This window comes from Paractinoplanes pyxinae, from assembly GCF_026626335.1.
Classification (GTDB): domain Bacteria; phylum Actinomycetota; class Actinomycetes; order Mycobacteriales; family Micromonosporaceae; genus Actinoplanes; species Actinoplanes pyxinae.
The window spans coordinates 18,225-36,117 of record NZ_JAPNTZ010000027.1 but is presented as its reverse complement, the minus strand read 5'-3'; the positions used below and the strand labels follow the sequence as shown (position 1 = coordinate 36,117).

The window sequence follows — 17,893 nt, the reverse complement described above, 5'->3', positions numbered from 1 at the left end:
CATGGAAGCGACGAGGCCGCTGCGCTGGTACAGCGGGATCGCCGTGGTGGTCTTCGGCATCGTCCCCGTGGTGATGCTGATCCTGCTGGTCACGGGCGGGCACACGCCGGGCTCGGTGGGCCTGCTGCTGATCGGCGGCATCCCGCTGGTCATCGGGGCCGGGGTGCTGGCGCTGCGCGGCATGCGGGACGACGATCCCGAAGCTGCCTCCCGCCACCTGCACCTGAGCCTGGCCCTGGTGGCGGGGGCCGACCTGCTCATGCTGGGCGGGAACGCGCTCATCCGGATGGGCAGCTGATCAGTTGCTCAGCCACTGGCGGTAGGTAGTTTCGGCGAGCACGGCGTTGTCCCGGGCGATCAGCGCAGCCCCTTTGACGTGCGAGTACAGGCCGGCCGCGGGGTCGACCACGACCGGCCGCTCGTCGCCGCGAGCGGCCAGGGTGATGCGTCCCAGCTGGTCGAGCGGGAACACCTCGGGTCCGGCGATTTCGAGGACGCCGTCCAGGGACCCGGTGGTCGCGACGCCGGCCACGATGCGGGCGACGTCGTCGGCCGCGATCGGCTGCAGCAGCGTGCTGGGCAGCCGGACGCTGCTGTCGTCCGAGGTCCACGACATGACCCGGTCGATGAACTCGAAGAACTGCGTCGACCGGACGATCGACCACGGGATGTCGCCCGCCCGCAGCACCTCCTCCTGCACCACCTTGCCGCGGTAGTAGGGCACGTCGGGCACCTGGTCCGCGCCGACGATGGACAGGATGACGATGTGGCCGACCTCGGCGTCCTCGGCCGCCTGGAGCAGGTTCTCCATGGTCTCGCGGAAGAACACCGGCGACGTGTGGTCGAACCGGTCCGGGCGGGTCAGATTCACCACCACGTCGGCCCCCTTGATCGCCTCGGGCAGACCCTGGCCCGTACGTAGGTCGACCCCCGTCGACAGCGAGTGCGCCACCGCGTCGTGGCCCCGTCCCCTCAGCAGGGCGACGACCCGCGAGCCGATCAGCCCCGTCCCGCCCAGTACCGCGATCCTCATGACATCTCCCCTCGTACGACGGCCACCGGGCCGGCCGCGTTGTAGAGCAGCGACTGGCTGACCGAACCGAGCATCAGCCCCTTGAACGCGCCCAGCCCACGGGCGCCGACCACGACCAGCTGGGCCTCGCGCGACAGGTCGGCCAGCACCTGGCGCGGGTGCCCGCGCAGCGCGGCCGGGGCCACCTCGACGTCCGGGAACTTGCCCCGCCACCCGCTCAGCTGCTCGCTCAAGGTGCGCTGGGCCTCCCCGGCCAGAGCCTCGGACGCCGTCGACGCCGAGTGCCACTGGTGCGCCCCGGCCGCCTCCACCTCGTTCCAGACGATCACCGGCATCAGCGGCGCACCGCGGCGCGAGGCCTCGTCGAAGGCGAAGCCCACCGCGAGCTCGGACGACTCCGAGCCGTCGACCCCGACCACGACCGGCCCCGGCGGCGGCTCGTCGCCGCGGATCACCACCACCGGACAGTCGGCGTGGGCGGCCGCGTGCACGGCGACCGAGCCGATGACCAGGCCGCTGATGCTGCCCAGCCCCCGGTCGCCCAGCACCAGCAACGCGGCCCCGCGGGACGCCTCGATCAGCACCGGCGCGGCCGGCCCGTCGATCAGCGCCTTCGTGACGTGCACCCCGGGCTGGGCGGCCTCCGCCGTCCGTACGGCCTCGGCCAGCATGTCCACCGCGAAGTTCTCCAGCCCGGTGTCCGGCATGTCGGCCGACACCGGTCCCGTGTTCACGTGCAGCATCGGCCAGAAGAAGGCGTGCACGATGTGCAGCGGCATGCTGCGGCGGGCCGCCTCCCCCGCGGCCGCGCGCACAGCGGTCAAGGCTTGTTCGGATCCGTCGACCCCCACGATCACGCGTGCCCTCATCGGCCGGCCTCCTTTCGGTCTGTTCCTCTTTCGGTCGTTCCTCATAGACCCGAGGGCGGCGCGAAATGTGACAGTCACCGCGTCGGTCGTCTCGTCCCGGGTGAAACTCGCGCACCGAGGGGTAGACCGGATTCATGAACCTGACATTCTTGCGCCCGTTGTACGACCGGCCCGGCTCCTGGGTGTCGGTCTATCTGGACACCACGCGTTCCGAACAGAACGCCGAGCACGAGATCGACCTGCGTCTGCGTGCGATGCGGGAGACGCTGACCGAGCGCGGCGCCGACCCGGCCGCGATCGACGCCGTCGAGGACGTCGTGCGCGAGCGTCCCTTCGTGGCCGGCCGGCACGGCATCGCCGTCTTCGCGAACGGCGCCGAGGTCGCCCTGGCCGAGACGCTGCCGGCGGCGCCGATCTCCGAGAACGCGTACGTCGAACCCCTGCCGCACGCCATGCCGCTGCTCGCCCAGCGCGGCGAGGAGGTGCCGTACGTCCGGGTGCTGGCCGACCGCACCGGCGGCGACATCGACGCGCTCAGCACCGGCGGCGCGCCCCGGCACGAGGCGGTCCAGGGCGGCGAGACGTTCCCGATCCACAAGGCTCGCGGGGGCGGCTGGTCGACGCTGCGCTTCCAGCACTCGGTCGAAGAGACGTGGAAGCGCAACGCGGGCGACGTGGCGGCGGCCGCGGCCGACCTCGCGGAATCGGTCGGCGCCGAGGTCATCGTGGTCGGCGGGGACGTGCACGCCGTACAGGACCTGATCGCCAAGCTGCCCAAGCGCTGGCACGACCGGGTGGTGCGCACCGAGGCCGGCTCGCGCGGCGCCGGGGCCGACGAGAGCGCGCTGGACGACGTGACGCTGCAGGCGGTGGCCGAGACGGCCGACCGGCACGTGCGCGACGTCATCGACCGGTTCCGGGCCCAGCAGGGCGACGGGTCCGCGGCCACCGGACTGACCGATGTGGTGGCCGCGCTGCAGCGCGGTCAGGTCGACGCCGTCCTGCTGATCAACGACATGTCGTCGACGGACAAGCTGTGGATCGACCCCGACGACCCGACGGCGGTCTCGGTCGACGACCACGTGCTGCGCGAGGCCGGGGTGAAAGAGCCGGTCAAGGTGCGGGCGGATGCCGCCCTGGTGCGGGCCGCCGCGGGCACCGGAGCGCAGCTCTACCTGGTCTCGCCCGAACAGGTCGAGCTCGAGCACGGCATCGGCGCGGTGATGCGCTATTCCTCTGTTTCCGGCATCTCCGGCTAGCCGGCACTGCGGTTGGGCGCTCGCTCCTTTCCGGCTAGCTGGTACTCGAGTTGGGTGCTCGCCGTGACGACGTGAGCGGCCGCGATCGACAGAGTCAATGGCATGAGGACACTCGTCGCGGGCCGCTACCGGCTCCGCTCGCTGCTCGGGCGCGGCGGCATGGGGTCGGTCTGGCTGGCCGAGGACGAACTGCTCGGCCGGCTGGTCGCTCTGAAGCACGTCGAGCGGGGTGGACAAGCCCGGGCGCTGGCCGAGGCCCGGGCCGCGGCGAGTGTCGAACACCCTGGTGTCGTACGGGTCCTCGACCTGGTCCGGGACGGCGGTGAGCCGTGGATCGTGCTCGAGGCGCTGACCGGCCGCACGCTGGCCGACGTGCTCGCCACCGACGGGCCGCTGCCGGTGGCCGAGGTGCGCCGGATCGGGCTGCGCCTGCTCGACGCGCTGGAGGCGGTGCACCGGGCCGGGGTCGTGCACCGCGATCTGAAGCCGGGCAACGTTCAGCTCACCCATGACGGCCGGGTCGTGCTCATCGACTTCGGCATCGCCTACTGCCCGGCGTACGACGAAGGACCGCCCGACGACGGCTTCGCGGGCAGCCCGGCCTACGTCTCCCCGGAGCAGCTGCACGGCGCGCGGCCCGAACCGGCGAGCGATCTGTTCACGCTGGGCGCCACGCTTTACGCCGCCGTCGAGGGCCGCTCGCCGTTCGACCGGGGCGACCTGTTCGCGACGATGCTGGCCGTGACCGAGGCCGATCCGGCGCCGTTCCGGCTCGCGGGCCCGCTGCGCCCGGTCATCGAAGGCCTGCTGACGGCCTGCCCCGACCGCCGGTTCTCGGTCGCCCAGGCCCGGGAGGCGCTGGTCACACCGACTGTGACGTCAGTAAAACGACCGATGTCGCCGGCCCCTCCGGCAAGCATGATCAAAGCATGACGACGTACGGGAACGAGCGCTGGACCGCCTCGGCGGCGATCCCGCAGCCACCGGCGCCGCGGCGGTCCCGCCGGTGGATCCTCTGGCTGAGCGTCGCCCTGGTCGTGGTCATCGTGGGGGCGGGCCTGCTGCTGGTGCGGCCGTCGGCGGTGGTGCCGGCGAGCACGTACGTCGCCGGGGTGGCCGTCGGCGGGATGGACGAGAACGCCTTGCGAGGTGCGATCGACGGTCCCGTACGGCAGAAGGTCGAACAGCCGGTGGCGATCGCGGCCGGCTCGGAGAGGTTCACCGTGCGCCCGGCCGAGCTGGGCATCCGCCTCGACGTCGACGCCACCGAACGCAGCGTCGACACCACCCGCTTCCGGCTGCCCGGCACCGGCCGGCGCGACCTGCCGCCGGTGCTGACCGTGGACGAAGCGAGCGCGCAGGACAAACTCGACGAGGCGTTGAAGCAGCTCAACCAGCCGGCCCGCAACGCGTCGGTGAAGCTGGCGTCACCGCAGACCGTGCTCGACGGGAAGGGCGATCTCGCGTACACGGCCTCGGACCGGGGTGTGACCCTCGACAAGGGCGCACCCGGCCGCGGCGTGCAGACCACCGACGCCGTACGGCTGCTGACCGAAACCGTCCGCAGCGGCGGAACCACGTTGTCGCTGCCGGTGCGCGAGCTGCCCCCGGGCAACGACACCCCGAAGCTGGCCGGCGTCGACCAGCTGATCGGCACGTTCACGACATACCACCCGTGCTGCGCCCCAAGAGTCACGAACATCCACCGCATAGCCGAACTGATCGACGGCACCGTGGTCCCCGCCGGCGACACGTTCTCCCTGAACGACGCCGCCGGCGAACGCACCAGGGCGCGCGGTTTCGTCCCCGCCCCCGCCATCGTCGACGGCGAGCTGGAGGACCAACTGGGCGGCGGCGTCTCCCAGTTCTCGACAACGCTGTTCAACGCGGCCTGGTTCGCCGGCCTCGACATCCGCAAACACCAGCCGCACTCGCTCTACATCAGCCGCTATCCCCCCGGCCGCGAGGCAACCCTGGACTGGCGCGCCATCGACCAGGTCATCCACAACGACACCGAGGCCCCCTTCGTCATCCGCGTCAGAACCACCGACACCTCGGTCACCGTCGGCATCTACGGCCACACCGGCAACCGCGAGGTCGAGTCGGTGACCGGCCCCCGACGCCCCCGAGACAACGGCGGCTTCCGCGTCACAGTCACCCGAACCATCAAGCAGGACGGCCAAACCCGAGGAACCGACGACCTGAACTGGACCTACCAGGGCCTCGACTGACCCTCCGCCGCCGGCGGCTTGCACATCCCAGCGGCGCACTTCACTGGCGCGCTGCGTCAACTGGTGGCTTCACCGACCGACAGCTCCACGCAGCCCGACGACGCAATACGTCAGCTCGCAGCTCGCTGAACGAACAGCTGCAGGCCCCGCTTGACAAGGCAACACGTCAACTCACCGGCTCACCCAACGAACGGCTACGGGCACAGGCCAACGACGCAACGCGTCAACTCACGGCCTCGCCGAACGAACAGCCACAGGAACAGCCCGACGACGCAATACGTCAACTCACGGTCTCACCGAACGAACAACTCCGGACGCAGCTTGACGGCTTGATGCGTCAGCAGACGGCCTTGCCGAACGAACAACTGCAGGCCCAGCTCGACGGGGCAACGCATCAGCAGAGGGCCTGAGCGAACCGACCAGCTGCAGGCCCGGCTCGAAGACGCAACGCATCAGCAGACGGCCTAGCCGGACGAACAGCTGCAGGCCCAGCTCAACGGCGCAACGCGTCAGCTGATGGGTTTGCCCAGGGAGCGGCTGCGGCCGCGAAATTCGGCCACCACAACGTCGTCGGCGGCGCGGGTGACGGTCACGTCATAGAGACCGGAGCGGCCGCGGCGAGCCCGCTCGACGGCGTGGGCGCGTAGCAAATCGCCGGCGCGGCCCGACTCGAGGAACGTGATGTCGAAGCCGGCAGCCACCGTGATCTCGCCGTACGTGTTGCAGGCGACGGCGAACGCACTGTCAGCCAGCGAGGCCAACAACCCGCCGTGGCAAAGGCCGTAGCCGTTCACCATGTCGTCGCGCACGCGCATGCTCAGCACCGCCCGCCCCGGCGCGACTTCTTCCAGTTCAATTCCAAGCCCAGCGCTGGCCGCATCCCGCCCGAGCATGATCTCGGCGCTGCGCCGCGCCACCTTCTCCGCTTCGTCTGCCATCGCCCTCAACCTAACACCATGCTAACTTGAACGCGTTCAAGAACATGGGGAGACGCACATGGACAGGTTGACCGGCCCCGGATGGACAGCCCTGCACATCGTGGTCGCTTTATGCGTGCTGCTGTTCGTCCCGCTCGGCCTCGGCGCACTAACCCGCCGACGACGCCCCATCTCGCGCACCTTCGACCAACAAACGAGCACAAACGGCCAGCACCAACTGACCGCTTCGCTCAACGACGAACAGCCACCGAGCGCGAACAGCCACCAACCGACCGCCGCGCTCAATGGTGGACAACGAGTGAGCACAAACGGCCACCAGAAACTGCTCGCTTCGGTCAACAATGAACGGCTGATCGTGCGGTGGTGGCCGGCTGTCGCCGTGCCGGCTGTGGTTGCGCTCGTATTGCCGCGTGGAGTGGTTGCTGGGGTGCTCTGTTTGCCGTACCTGCTCGCTTGCCTGACTGTGCCGGTGGTGTTGCGCCGGGAGCGGCTGGTGGCTTTCGCGGCGGCCTGCTTACCGGTGGCGGCGGTCGGGTTGGTGGCTGAGCGGGGTGGGATCGCGCTGTTCGGGTTTCCGGCCGGGGTGCTCGGGCTGACGGCGGCGCACTTTCACGTGGCTGGGTTCGGTGCGTTGCTGTTGCTGGCGTTGGCTGAGGCCCGGTTCCGTTTGGTAGCGCCGGTCGGCGTGGCGGTGGTGGGCGCCGGGTTCCTCATCGGCGGAACGGCCGGCGACGTGGTCGAGTTGGTCGGGGCCGGCGTGCTGACGGCCGGCCTCTGGCTGGCGCTCGCCGTCCGGGCAAGAGATGCGACGCGCGCCGAGTACGCCACTCATGCAAGTCAGTCCGCCGGCACAGGGAACGCCGCCGACACAGAACGCGGAACGCAGGCAGAACTCCCGGCCCGCGCAGAGCACCCGGCTGGCGCAAGACAAGGGGCTCGCGCAGAAGGCCCGGCTCGCACAGGACATCTGGCTCACGCAGACGAGTCGGCTCGCACGGGACAGCCGAGTCACGTAGAAGAGCCGGCTCACGCAGAACACGGGGCTCGCGGAGAACGCTTGGGTCGCGCGGGAAGCGGCGCTTGGTGGTTGTTTGGGATCAGCCTGGTGACGATGTCGTTGGCGTTGCTTTACGCGGCTGGGCAGGTCGTCGACATTCCGCACCTTGGGTTGACGTGGATGGTGCTCACTCATGGCGTGCTCAATGCGGGCGCCGTGTTGGTTGCGCTGGTTGTGGCTTGGGCCGGCGGGGAGCAGCCGTGGTCTGAGCACACCTGGTCGCATCGGATTGGGGCGGGACGGGGTCGCTTTGAGGCGGCGTCGGTGGCGTTGCTCAGCTGGGACATGCATCGGCGGTCGGGGGCGTGGGTTGATCCGGGCACTCCGCCGGCTACGCCGGGGTTGCGCATGCTGTCGTCGCTCGGGGTTGGGCGGCTGCGGGTGGCCGAGCCTTGTGAGGTCCGGGAAGTTGTCCGGCAATCCGACCGTACGGTGATGCACTACGTTGCCCTGCCCGGTCACACCTTCAATGGGGATGAGCGGTTCAGCGTGCTGCTCGCGCCGGGCGGCGAAGTGCGCTTCGAGATCACCGTGCGCTCGCAGCCGTCGCTGCTGATTGCTCGCCTGGCGGGTCCGCTCGTCCCGGTCGCGCAGTGGGTGTTCATCGCCCGCTGCGCTGCCGCCCTCCGCACGGCCGAACTGGCCGCGGCCCCGGCGCGCACCTGACGGGAACGGGAAAAGCTCCGCCCAGGTTGAGCGAACCACGGCCCAGGCCACCACCCAATTCCACGGCAGCGTTCCGACGCCGCGGCCCTGAGGGGTGTCGTTGGACGAGGCACGTCACAAATCACGGCACGGGGCAAACCGGGTGGGCAACTGACGGGCCGCGGTTCCGGCCCATCGATGACGGGACGGAACCGCGGGCGGGAAAGCGAAGACCTCAACCGGCGCGGCTGCGGAGCTCAGCCCTTGCGGTTGCTGATCATGTTGTGGGGGTCCAGCACGTACTTCTTGGCGGCGCCCTGGTCGAAGTCCCGGTAGCCCTGGGGAGCCTCGTCGAGGGGGATGGCCTGGGCGTTGACGTTCTTCGCGATCTGGACCTTGTCGTGGAGGATGGCCATCATCAGGTTGCGGTTGTACTTCATGACGGGGCACTGGCCGGTGACGAAGCTGTGGGACTTGGCCCAGCCCAGACCCAAGCGCAGTGACAGGGAACCCACCTTGGCTGCCTCGTCGACGCCGCCGGGGTCTCCAGTCACGTACAGGCCGGGAATGCCGATCGCGCCGCCGGCGCGCGTCAGCTGCATCAGGGAGTTGAGCACGGTCGCCGGCTGTTCCACCTCGGAGTCGGCGCCGTGGCCTCTGGCCTCGAAGCCGACCGCGTCGACGGCGGAATCGACCAGCGGCTCGCCGATCGCGGAGGCGTCGTGGCCGAGAATCTGGGAGATCTGCTCGACCGGGTCGCCCTGGGCCACGTTCACCGTCTCGCAGCCGAAACTGCGGGCCTGGGCCAGCCTTTCCTCGTTCAGGTCGCCCACGATGACGACCGAGGCGCCGAGCAGCCAGGCCGACGTGGCCGCCGCCAGGCCGACCGGTCCGGCGCCAGCGATGTAGACCGTCGAACCGCTCGTCACGCCCGCGGACACGCAGCCGTGGTAGCCGGTGGGGAAGATGTCGGCCAGCATGGCCAGGTCGAGCGCCTTCTCGATGGCCTGGTCGCGGTCGGGGAAACGCAGCAGGTTCCAGTCGGCGTACGGCACCAGCACGTACTCGGCCTGCCCGCCGACCCAGCCGCCCATGTCGACGTAGCCGTAGGCCGAACCGGGGCGGTCGGGGTTGACGTTCAGGCAGATGCCGGTCTTGCCCTCTTTGCAGTTGCGGCAGCGGCCGCAGGCGATGTTGAACGGCACCGAGCACACGTCGCCGACCTTGATGAACTCGACGCCCGGCCCGACGTCGACCACCTCGCCGGTGATCTCGTGACCGAGCACGAGCCCGTGCGGTGCGGTGGTGCGGCCGCGCACCATGTGCTGGTCGCTGCCGCAGATGTTGGTGGCGACCGTCTTGAGGATCGCGCCGTGCGGCACCTTGCGGCCGATGTTCAGTTTGTTGACGCCGGGCCCGTCCTTCAGCTCGTACGTCGGGTAGTCGATGTCGTGCACCTCGACCTTGCCGGGGCCCTCGTAGACCACCGCGCGATTGGCTGGCATCGTTGCCTCCCATCGTCGGACCGGCGGCGGGGGAAATGTCACGCCGCCATGAACGCCATGTTTCACGGACGGCAGTGGAAACAGAACCCCGAGTAGTAGCGAAAGCCGTCGATTGCGACATCCGCCCCATTCAACGCCGGGCCGGCCCGCGAACGGGCCGGCCACCCGAGTCAGACCGGCATCTTGATCTTGCCAGCGACGGCCCCGAACAGATCGCTGATCTGCTGGCCGAACGTGGTGGCGCCGACGATGATCACGACCGCCACGAGCGAGACGAGCAGGCCGTACTCGACCGCGGTCGCCCCTTCGTCGTCCGTCGCCGGCAGGCGGGACTGCAGCAGAGCTGCCAAGTACTGGAACATAGCCATCTCCCCCGATTCTCCGGCTTGTCGGCAGCCGGCTCCGATTCCCTCATCGGTTCGCCCGGTGGCGCCCGGAGTGACCTACGGGTGCAGCTTCGTTGCGACACTTCCGCACCGGACGCGGAACCGGCGGCCGCGGAAGCGGCGGGCGCGGCGTGTACGGACGCGGAAGCGGCGGGCGCGGGGGGGGTACGAACGCGGAAGCGGCGGACGCAGGGTTAGAAGCAGCCGGCGCAGGCGCGGAAACGGCCGGCGTGGAAGCGGCGGACGCGGCGGGCGCGGGGCAGGAACGGCGGGCGCGGGAGCAGGAACGGCGGGCGCGGGAGCAAAAGCGGCGGGCGCAAGCGCGGAAGCGGCGGGCACTGACGCGGAAGCGGCGGGCGCAGGGGGCGCAATGGCGGCGCTCTGAAGGACAAGGGCGACGACACCGGCCGCGCACACCGCGATCAAAAGCCAGACGATCCAGGCTCGCGCGTCGAAGGCCACCGCCGGGCCCGGAGTCAGCACCACCCGAAGCAGGCTCGGCGCGGCGGCGCTCGTAAGCCAGCAGGAAGACCAGAGCCACCACCGCCGGCGCGGCACAACCGAGGACGGCCGGCGAGAGCAGCGGCGGGAGTTAGAAATAGCGCCATGGTGACGAGGTGCACGCGGCGGTCAACCGACTCTCATTCGCAGGGCTGCCACACTTACCGGGTGTCTGACGTCAACGCCATCGCCGAGTCGGTGCTCGGGTTCGCTCTGCGGCCCGCTCAGCAAGAGACGGCCTCCGCGGCTGCCGCCGGGCGGGACACGTTGGCCGTGCTGCCGACGGGCAGCGGCAAGAGCGCGATCTATCAGGTGGCCGGGCTGGCCCGCGGCGGGCTGACGGTCGTCGTGTCGCCGCTGCTTGCCCTGCAACGCGACCAGTTGCGCTCGCTGACCGGGCGGAACGTGGCCGCCCGCATGGTTAACTCCGGATTGCGGCACTCCGAGCGACTTGAGGCGCTGAACGCCGTACGGGAAGGGTCGGCCGATTTTGTGCTTCTGGGGCCCGAGCAGTTGGGCAACGAGGAGACGATCGGCGCCATCTCGGACAGCCGCCGCCCGGTGACGTTGATCGCCATCGACGAGGCGCATCTGATCAGCCAGTGGGGGCACGACTTCCGGCCCGACTATCTGCGTCTGGCCGACATCGCCGACACGCTCGGGCGGCCGCCGCTGCTGGCGCTGACCGCGACCGCCGCCCCGCCCGTGCAGGCCGACATCACCCGGCGGCTGCGCATGACCGACCCGAAGGTGATCGTGGCCGGCTTCGATCGTCCCAATCTGAGCTTGGCCGTACGGTTGACCCGTCAGGATCTGCCCGAGGCGCAAGCCATCGAGGACCGTACGGTCGAAGTGATGCTCGCCCACGAGACGCCGGCGCTCGTCTACGCCCTGACCCACACGCACTGCGAAGAACTGGCCGAGCGTCTGCGCCTGGACGCGTACAAGACCGCCGCCTACCACGCCGGGGTGCCGGCCGCCGAACGCGCGCGCATCCAGGACGCCTTCTTCGCCGGCGAGCTCGACATCGTGGTGGCGACCAGCGCGTTCGGCATGGGGATCGACAAACCCGACATCCGTACGGTGGTGCATGCGGGCGTCCCGGGCAGTCTCGACGAGTACTACCAGGAGGTCGGGCGGGCCGGGCGCGACGGGAACGCGGCCGCTGTGGTCCTCGTCCACGACAGCCGTGCCGTCCGGATCCCGCGTCTGCTGGCCGCCCGGGCCCGCGTGCCGGCCGAGACCGTCACCGCCGTCGTCCACCAGCTCGAAGCCGCCCACGGCCAGGTGGCGCTGGCCGATGTGGCCACCGCGGCCGGCGTCAGCCACACCGCCACCCAACGCGTCGCCACCGAGCTCATCGAGCAGGGCTTCCTGACGTCGTCCGGCCGCGACGAGGTCACGGTCGCCACCCCCGTGCCGGCCTCCGCCCGCGACGCCGTGCTGGCCTCGGGCGACCGCCGGCAGACCATCCTGGCCAGCCAGATCGACACGGCCCGCCACTACGCCGAGACCACCCAGTGCCGCCGGGCCGAGCTGCTCGCCTACTTCGGCGAGCACTACCCGGCCCCGTGCGGCAACTGCGACAACGACGCCGCCGCTCCCCCACCGGCCGCCGCCACGTGGTCACCGACCACCGGCGACGGCACCCGCGTGACCCACAAGTACTGGGGTTCCGGCCTGCTGCTGTCCCGCGACGACCACGAGCTGTCCGTGCTGTTCGACTCCGTCGGCTACCGTCACCTGACTCCCGCGGTGCTGACCAACGGCCTGCTCACCATCGACGCCTGACCGTCTACGCGGCGTCCGCGCGGAACAGGGACGACACCGCGCCGGGCAGCGACGGCCCGCGCTCCGGGATCGAGTCGGCCCGATCCGGGTTCGCTCGCCACAGGGAACCGTCGGCCGCGCCCTGAGCGGTGGCCAGCATAGAGGTGAAGGCTGTCCGGATCTGCAGCTCGACCTGGTCCTCCGGCAGATCCGAGAGCTCGACCAACAGCGAGGCAGAACCCAGAATTCCGTACGCGTTACGAGCGATCCCCTCGTAGTCGCCACCCGGATACCGGCTCACGTTGGCCCCGGCCGCCGTCGTCGCGTCGTAGTTCCGTACGGCTAATTTCCGGCCCGCAGTGACCGCAGCTTCCCCGGCCAGCGGGCTGGTCGGCCACAGGATCGAGGCGGTCGTCTCCCGCCCGTCCGGCTGCAGGTAACGCCCCTGCATGTGATAGTCGACGACCACCCGCGGATGTGTGGCGTGCCAGTGCCGCAGCACCGCCCGCGACTCCGGCACCGGGTTGTCCTCGATCGGCGTCAACGGGTTGTGGAACCGGTTGATGTCGTAGCCGACGCCCGGCTGCGTGTACTCCCCCGACGCGCTGGGGTCGTGGTTGTACCGCTGGTTGCGCACCGCCCCGTCCGGGTTGGCCTGGACCACGAAGTCGATGGTCAGCCGGCTGCGAAGCCACCGATGCCACTGCGAATCGGGTACGCCCAACGCCCACAACGCCCGAACCGCGGCCGGCGTCCCCAACGGCTCGTCCCCGTGCTGCTGAGTCACGTACAGCAGCCGGGTCGGCCCGTGCCCGACGGTGGCCAGCCGCAGCGGCCGCCCTTCGTTGCTGCGCCCGATGATTCCCAGCCGCACGCGCCCGTCGCTGGCTTTCGCAATCTTCTTCAGTGCCGCGCCCACCTGGGTCGGACTGAGCCTGTCTTGCTTTGTGGCCGCAACCGCCGGACCAGGCACAGCGATGAGGGCGGCGGCCAGGAGTACAACGATCTTGCCTCGCACAGGACAACTCCCTAGATCGAGGTACGTCGATCCCCTCACCCTAGGAGCTCACCGCCGCTCCCGCAGCCTGGCCGCCGTGACCCGAGCGTCGATTACCTCCCAGGTAAGCGTCAGCAATACTGCGGCGATGGACGCCTTCCTCGACAGTCAACGGCTTGGCGCCCTAGAAGCTGGAATGACAGCCGAAGGGAAACCGGTGGGCGAGCTTCACGACGCGGTGCTGTCGGCGATTCAGGCGCCGATCGACTCTCTGATCGACCCTGGAGTACAAGTTCGTCCAGGTGTCGCCGTGGATCGATGGGACGTGCCGGACCGGGACCGTGCGATCTTGAAGGCGTTTGGGCTTCCGCGTGGGCCCCTGCTCGCGCCCGCACCCCAGGACGCCGAAGAGCCACTGCTGACACCGAACATCGCCGGAGAGCCCGAGGGACTTCTCGCGAACGCGGACGACCGGCTGTACCTGTTGGGTGTCTACGGCTCCGACTTCGACGCCGCCCTCACCATCCGGCCGGGCGTGGTTGCGGGCAGCGGGCGTGTCCTCGGCATCCGAGGACGACCGCTGACCGTCGCGGATATCCATCCTCAGTTGCAGCCGTACCACCCGGATCTCTACCACCCGGCCGTCTGTTACTTCAACGCCTCCTTGACGGCCTTCGTCGAGATCGCTTGGCGCTGGTTCACCGCGGTCACGATAATCCGCGCTCACCCGGAGCCTTCCCCGAATGATGGAGTGGAGCAGGCCGAGCGTTACCACGCCGAGTTGGACAGGTGTCGTTCGACGTTCCTGGCCGGCATGACAAAGATCGACCCGACCTTGACCGACAACGAGCCGAACTCCATGTGGGTCGAGACATTCCTCGACGACTGAGCCGGCGATCCACCGGCCGGTGCAGCGGGGCATCGGTTCGCTCTAGGTCCAAGTGCTGCCGTTGCCGATGATCAGCGTTGCGAGCGATACAACAACCGATCCGACAAGGGTGACTACGGCCATCGGAAGCCGGGCGTCTCGCCGACGCGAGACCGCCAAGAACAAGGTCACCACCACGGCCACCGGCACGACATAGAGCTCGACCAAGCCGTAGAGCGCCGCATAAGCGCGGTCGGCGCCGTCCGCGCCGAGGACTCCCCACATCATCGCCAGCAGGATCACGACATGCGGGACAGCGGCCGCCGCAGCGCCACGCCACGCTCGATCCTCGGTAGCGCTCTGCTCGGCCGGCGGCGTGTACCAGTCCTGCCAGTCGGACACTGCTACCTCCTCGCCGGCGATGCCTCCCGGTACTTTCGGCAGGCCGGCGCCCTACATGAGGCGATGCAGCCCACAGTCCGCTGTCAGCGCGGGTGGTGGTCGGACCAGGAGAAGGCCGGGCCGGGCGGGTCCTCCCCGACGCGGCCGTCGATGGCCTCACGCAGAATGTCGGCGTGGCCGGTGTGCCGGGCGTACTCCTCGATCATGTCGACCAGCAGGCGCCGCACGGTCGCCTCGGAACCGCCACCAGACCGGTAGGTCCCCTGCGGCCCGCCCCAGTCAAGCGCCTCCCGCACCGCCGATCGCGACCGTTCGACGGCGTCGCGCCACAATTGGTAAAGCGTCTCGGACGAGTCGGCATCGGCTGACTCGAACACCCACTGGCTTCGTCCGGCCGCGTCCACTTCCGACCACGGGCGCGGCAGCTCACAACCGGCCAGGTCCCGGGTGAAGTTGATGTCCTCCATGTAGGCCAGGTGCTTCAAGAGCCGGCCCAATGTCAGACCAGAGGTGTCGAGCCGCTTGGCCAGCTGTTCTCCGTCCAGGCCACTGCACTTCCACTCGAAGGTGGCCCGCTGCCGTTCCAGGGATCCCACGAGCGTCGAGGACTCGTCGCCGACCGCCGGGGGCTCCGGATAGCCCTGCACTTCGCCGGTAGGTTCCATGCGCCCAGGCTAGGCGGCGCTGCCGAGGTCCGCCTGCGCCTGTAGTTTCAGCCCATGGTGTGGACTCGGGGGCTCGCGCTGGCCGGGATCGTCTGGTGTGCCGGGCTGTTGGTGGCCACGACGCTGCCCGGCGGCCTTCGGTGGCCCCTGGCTGTTGTCGCGCTGTCGACGGCACTGCCGGTGGTTCCGGGTTTCGTCGCCGTCCTGCTGGCCGGCATACGCCGGACCACCGGCTTGCAGGCCGAGACCCGCGCTGGTCAGGCCAAGGCATTGTGGCGCCTGGTACGCGACACGCTGCCCGGTTGGCTGCTTGTCGCAAGCGGGCTGCTGTTCGCCGGCTTCTGGGTGGTCGCCGTCCTCACTTTGACCGGTTCACCGGGTGTGGCGGAAGAACAGGCCGGAACGTACGTACTCAACAACAACGGCGAGACGACGGTCATCAGCGAGGCCGAGTACCTGAGCCGACGAGCACGGGAGTCGCGCCTAGTAGCCGCAGTGGCAGGCTGCTTCAGCGTGGCCGTAGCCGTCATCTCCACCGCCCTGCTACGCCGAAAAGCCGACAAGGCCGTACATCCCTAGAAAGACGCGCGACAAGCGGCGGGCATGATCAGTACGTGGGCCTCGCGACTGTTTGACGGCGCGGCACATTAAAAGGAGCGACCCTGACCGGGAGCCCCGATCCGCGCAGCGGTCGGGTCAGCAGTAAGAAGCAGTAAGAAGAAGCCCCACACGCGCAACCGGCACGGTACGAACGCGAAACCCACCACCCAGGCCCGCCCGAGTAACCAAGCACCCAGCGAAACCCCACAGCGCGGCAGCCAGACCCGAACCCGCACGGGTCTACGACCACAATAGGCAATCAGAGAAGCGCCGACCACAACCAAAGCCGCGCAGCCAATCCCCCGGCAAGGCCGGGGACGAGGGCGATCACGCAAAGCATAGAGACGGTTTACAGCTTGCGTGATCGCCCTCGTCCCCGGCCGTCAACCGCAAGAAATCCGCCGGTTTTTACCCGTAAACAACGAACCCACCCGCCGGCACGGTCACCTCAACCGCCTTCCCATTGCGCGCCTCAACAGGCACCTCCAAACCTTCGGACGCCGGATCCGTGCTGAACAAACACGTCAGTTTCGACCCCGCCTCATGCAGATCAAAGTCGACAGTAACCCAGGCCGTACGCGCGGATTCGGGATCGGTATTGATAGCAGCCAACACCTCGGTCTCCGCGAACAACCGGGACCACGCCACCACCGACCTCATGGACCCGTCGAACAACTGCGGGAACCCGAAGTGCACCCCATCCCCCGAGATCTGCCGCAGATACTGCCTTCCTCGGCGAAGAGCCGGCATTCTCCGGCGCAACGAGAGAATCCTCGACACCTGCCGGTAGGTCGGGTTGCTCGTGTCGAAGCAGTGCACCCCCCGGCTCCGGAACGCCCCGAACGCCCCGCCGAACATCGCCTCCCGCAGGTAGCGATCGTTCGCCCCGTGCCCGTCGAGCCCTTGCTCGCTGCCGTAATACAAACACGGAATACCGAGCGTAGTCGCGTTCAACGCGATCGCCGCCACCCCCAGCTTCTTCCCCAGGTCGTCCGCCGCGAACCGTGCTTTGTCGCGACCCTTGCGCACCTGGTCGTGGTCGTCGAACGCCGTCACCACGCGGTTGCGGAACCAGGTGTGCGAGTCCTTGCCCACCTGCAGCGAGTCCCGGAACAACCCGAAGTACTCCTGTGGATCCCGGAAGCCTTTGACCAGCCATTCCATCTGATCCTGGACGTCGGCTATGCCCAGCGCCGCGTCCATTCCGACTTCTTCCAGGGTCCGGTACGCGAATTCCCGGGACCCGGTGATCTCGGCGATCAGGTAGAAGTTCTCTTTGCCGATCGACTGCGCGAACTCGTGAATCGCCGACGTGAAGTACCTCGCCGCCCCCGGGTCCATGTGTTTCACCGTGTCGACCCGGAACCCGTCCAGGTCCGCGTACGCGATCCAATACTTGTAGACGGAGGTCAGTGCTCGCAACGCCCCCGACGGCCGATACCCATCGGTCGGCCCCCCGCCGAGCGTGATGTCCTTCAGCCCTTCGAAGTCGCCCTCACGGTATTCCGGGTCCCGGTCCCAATCCCGGATGGGCCCTTTCGCCGTGAAGCTGCCCGCCCGCTGCAGTTCCGCCGGCCAGACTGCCGCGTCCTGCGACACACCCGCGTCCACCGGACCGAACGGCAACGTTGGCCTTCCCTCGGCGTCGCGGAAGCCGGCCACCGTGTGCGTCCGACCGTCCCAGTGCACGTCTTGTTCCTCGTACGCGAAAACGTCGCCGGCATGGTTGAGCACCACGTCGAGGATGACGCGAATGCCGGCCGCATGAGCCTCAGCGACCAGCTGCTTCAGATCCTCGGCGCTCCCGAAGTGCGGGTCGATCTCGAGGAAGTCCTGCGTCGCGTAGCCGTGATAGGTATCCGTATTCGGACGCTGTTTGAGGATCGGGCTGATCCACACCGCCGTGACGCCCAGCCCGCTGAGGTATCCGAGCTTCCCGCGCAGCCCGTTCAGCGTTCCGCCGACCCATTCGGCGCCGGCGTCCTGCCATTCCTGCCGGCTTTCCTCCGTACGCCAGGCATTGCCTTTGTCCGCGTCGGTGAGCAGCGGTGTGGCGTCGTTGCCGTCGGCGAACCGGTCGAGCATCAGGAAGTAGAGGACCTCGTCCTCCCAGGCCGGCGGCGACGGGTGGAAGACCCGGCCGCCGGTCAGCCGCTCGAAGTCGATG

Annotated in this window: 17 protein-coding genes; 8 read left to right on the top strand and 9 right to left on the bottom strand. The window is 69.2% G+C overall.

Annotated features, from left to right (window positions below):
* Position 1 precedes the first annotated feature (1 nt).
* The gene (locus OWR29_RS46530) at positions 2-298 is read left to right on the top strand and encodes a hypothetical protein (protein WP_267570127.1); all 297 of its coding nucleotides are present in this window, start codon (positions 2-4) and stop codon (positions 296-298) included.
* Here OWR29_RS46530 and OWR29_RS46525 read toward each other — a convergent pair whose 3' ends face one another.
* Positions 299-1,033 (bottom strand): SDR family oxidoreductase, encoded by a 735-nt coding sequence (locus OWR29_RS46525; RefSeq protein ID WP_267570126.1) that lies wholly within the window; start codon positions 1,031-1,033, stop codon positions 299-301.
* Entirely contained in the window at positions 1,030-1,902 is an 873-nt protein-coding gene (locus OWR29_RS46520) for a universal stress protein (RefSeq protein ID WP_267570125.1), read from the bottom strand. The genes OWR29_RS46525 and OWR29_RS46520 overlap by 4 nt, the downstream gene beginning before the upstream one ends.
* A gap of 134 nt (positions 1,903-2,036) precedes the next feature.
* On the opposite strand from OWR29_RS46520, the gene OWR29_RS46515 reads away from it, so the two are divergent.
* The 3 genes from OWR29_RS46515 (at position 2,037) to OWR29_RS46505 (ending at position 5,392) form a co-directional block, all read left to right on the top strand.
* Positions 2,037-3,161, top strand: a complete 1,125-nt coding sequence (locus OWR29_RS46515; RefSeq protein WP_267570124.1) for a baeRF2 domain-containing protein — start codon at positions 2,037-2,039, stop codon at positions 3,159-3,161.
* A 102-nt stretch (positions 3,162-3,263) separates the two neighbouring features.
* Entirely contained in the window at positions 3,264-4,094 is an 831-nt protein-coding gene (locus tag OWR29_RS46510) for a serine/threonine-protein kinase (protein WP_267570123.1), read from the top strand.
* Positions 4,091-5,392, top strand: a complete 1,302-nt coding sequence (locus OWR29_RS46505; RefSeq protein ID WP_267570122.1) for a VanW family protein — start codon at positions 4,091-4,093, stop codon at positions 5,390-5,392. Before OWR29_RS46510 ends, OWR29_RS46505 begins: the two co-directional genes overlap by 4 nt.
* Before the next feature lie 509 nt (positions 5,393-5,901).
* Here the strand turns inward: OWR29_RS46505 and paaI are convergent.
* Complete coding sequence (gene paaI, locus OWR29_RS46500) at positions 5,902-6,330, bottom strand: hydroxyphenylacetyl-CoA thioesterase PaaI (protein ID WP_267570121.1); 429 nt, start codon at positions 6,328-6,330, stop codon at positions 5,902-5,904.
* 58 nt (positions 6,331-6,388) lie between these two features.
* Between paaI and OWR29_RS46495 the strand changes: the two genes are divergently transcribed.
* On the top strand, positions 6,389-8,053 hold the full coding sequence (locus tag OWR29_RS46495) for a YndJ family transporter (protein WP_267570120.1): 1,665 nt from the start codon (positions 6,389-6,391) through the stop codon (positions 8,051-8,053).
* Positions 8,054-8,289: 236 nt separating this feature from the next.
* Here OWR29_RS46495 and fdhA read toward each other — a convergent pair whose 3' ends face one another.
* Positions 8,290-9,537 carry a formaldehyde dehydrogenase, glutathione-independent gene (fdhA, locus tag OWR29_RS46490; RefSeq protein ID WP_267570119.1) on the bottom strand — a complete coding sequence of 416 codons (1,248 nt, stop codon included), beginning with the start codon at positions 9,535-9,537 and terminating at the stop codon, positions 8,290-8,292.
* Between the two features lie 170 nt (positions 9,538-9,707).
* Entirely contained in the window at positions 9,708-9,899 is a 192-nt protein-coding gene (locus tag OWR29_RS46485; protein WP_267570118.1) for a Flp family type IVb pilin, read from the bottom strand.
* A gap of 693 nt (positions 9,900-10,592) precedes the next feature.
* On the opposite strand from OWR29_RS46485, the gene OWR29_RS46480 reads away from it, so the two are divergent.
* On the top strand, positions 10,593-12,215 hold the full coding sequence (locus OWR29_RS46480) for a RecQ family ATP-dependent DNA helicase (RefSeq protein WP_267570117.1): 1,623 nt from the start codon (positions 10,593-10,595) through the stop codon (positions 12,213-12,215).
* A 4-nt stretch (positions 12,216-12,219) separates the two neighbouring features.
* Here OWR29_RS46480 and OWR29_RS46475 read toward each other — a convergent pair whose 3' ends face one another.
* The gene (locus OWR29_RS46475; protein WP_267570116.1) at positions 12,220-13,113 is read right to left on the bottom strand and encodes a M14 family zinc carboxypeptidase; all 894 of its coding nucleotides are present in this window, start codon (positions 13,111-13,113) and stop codon (positions 12,220-12,222) included.
* 226 nt (positions 13,114-13,339) lie between these two features.
* Between OWR29_RS46475 and OWR29_RS46470 the strand changes: the two genes are divergently transcribed.
* Positions 13,340-14,080: an SUKH-4 family immunity protein gene (locus OWR29_RS46470; protein WP_267570115.1), complete on the top strand. Its 741-nt coding sequence runs from the start codon at positions 13,340-13,342 to the stop codon at positions 14,078-14,080.
* 42 nt (positions 14,081-14,122) lie between these two features.
* On the opposite strand, the gene OWR29_RS46465 is transcribed toward OWR29_RS46470, so the two are convergent.
* Positions 14,123-14,461 carry a hypothetical protein gene (locus tag OWR29_RS46465; RefSeq protein ID WP_267570114.1) on the bottom strand — a complete coding sequence of 113 codons (339 nt, stop codon included), beginning with the start codon at positions 14,459-14,461 and terminating at the stop codon, positions 14,123-14,125.
* An 83-nt stretch (positions 14,462-14,544) separates the two neighbouring features.
* Positions 14,545-15,126, bottom strand: a complete 582-nt coding sequence (locus OWR29_RS46460) for a DinB family protein (protein WP_267570113.1) — start codon at positions 15,124-15,126, stop codon at positions 14,545-14,547.
* A 54-nt stretch (positions 15,127-15,180) separates the two neighbouring features.
* Here OWR29_RS46460 and OWR29_RS46455 point away from each other — a divergent pair, with 54 nt between their 5' ends.
* Positions 15,181-15,705 (top strand): hypothetical protein, encoded by a 525-nt coding sequence (locus tag OWR29_RS46455; RefSeq protein WP_267570112.1) that lies wholly within the window; start codon positions 15,181-15,183, stop codon positions 15,703-15,705.
* A 429-nt stretch (positions 15,706-16,134) separates the two neighbouring features.
* Here the strand turns inward: OWR29_RS46455 and OWR29_RS46450 are convergent, their stop codons facing one another.
* Positions 16,135-17,811, bottom strand: a complete 1,677-nt coding sequence (locus tag OWR29_RS46450) for an alpha-amylase family glycosyl hydrolase (RefSeq protein ID WP_267570111.1) — start codon at positions 17,809-17,811, stop codon at positions 16,135-16,137.
* Between the last annotated feature and the right edge of the window lie 82 nt (positions 17,812-17,893).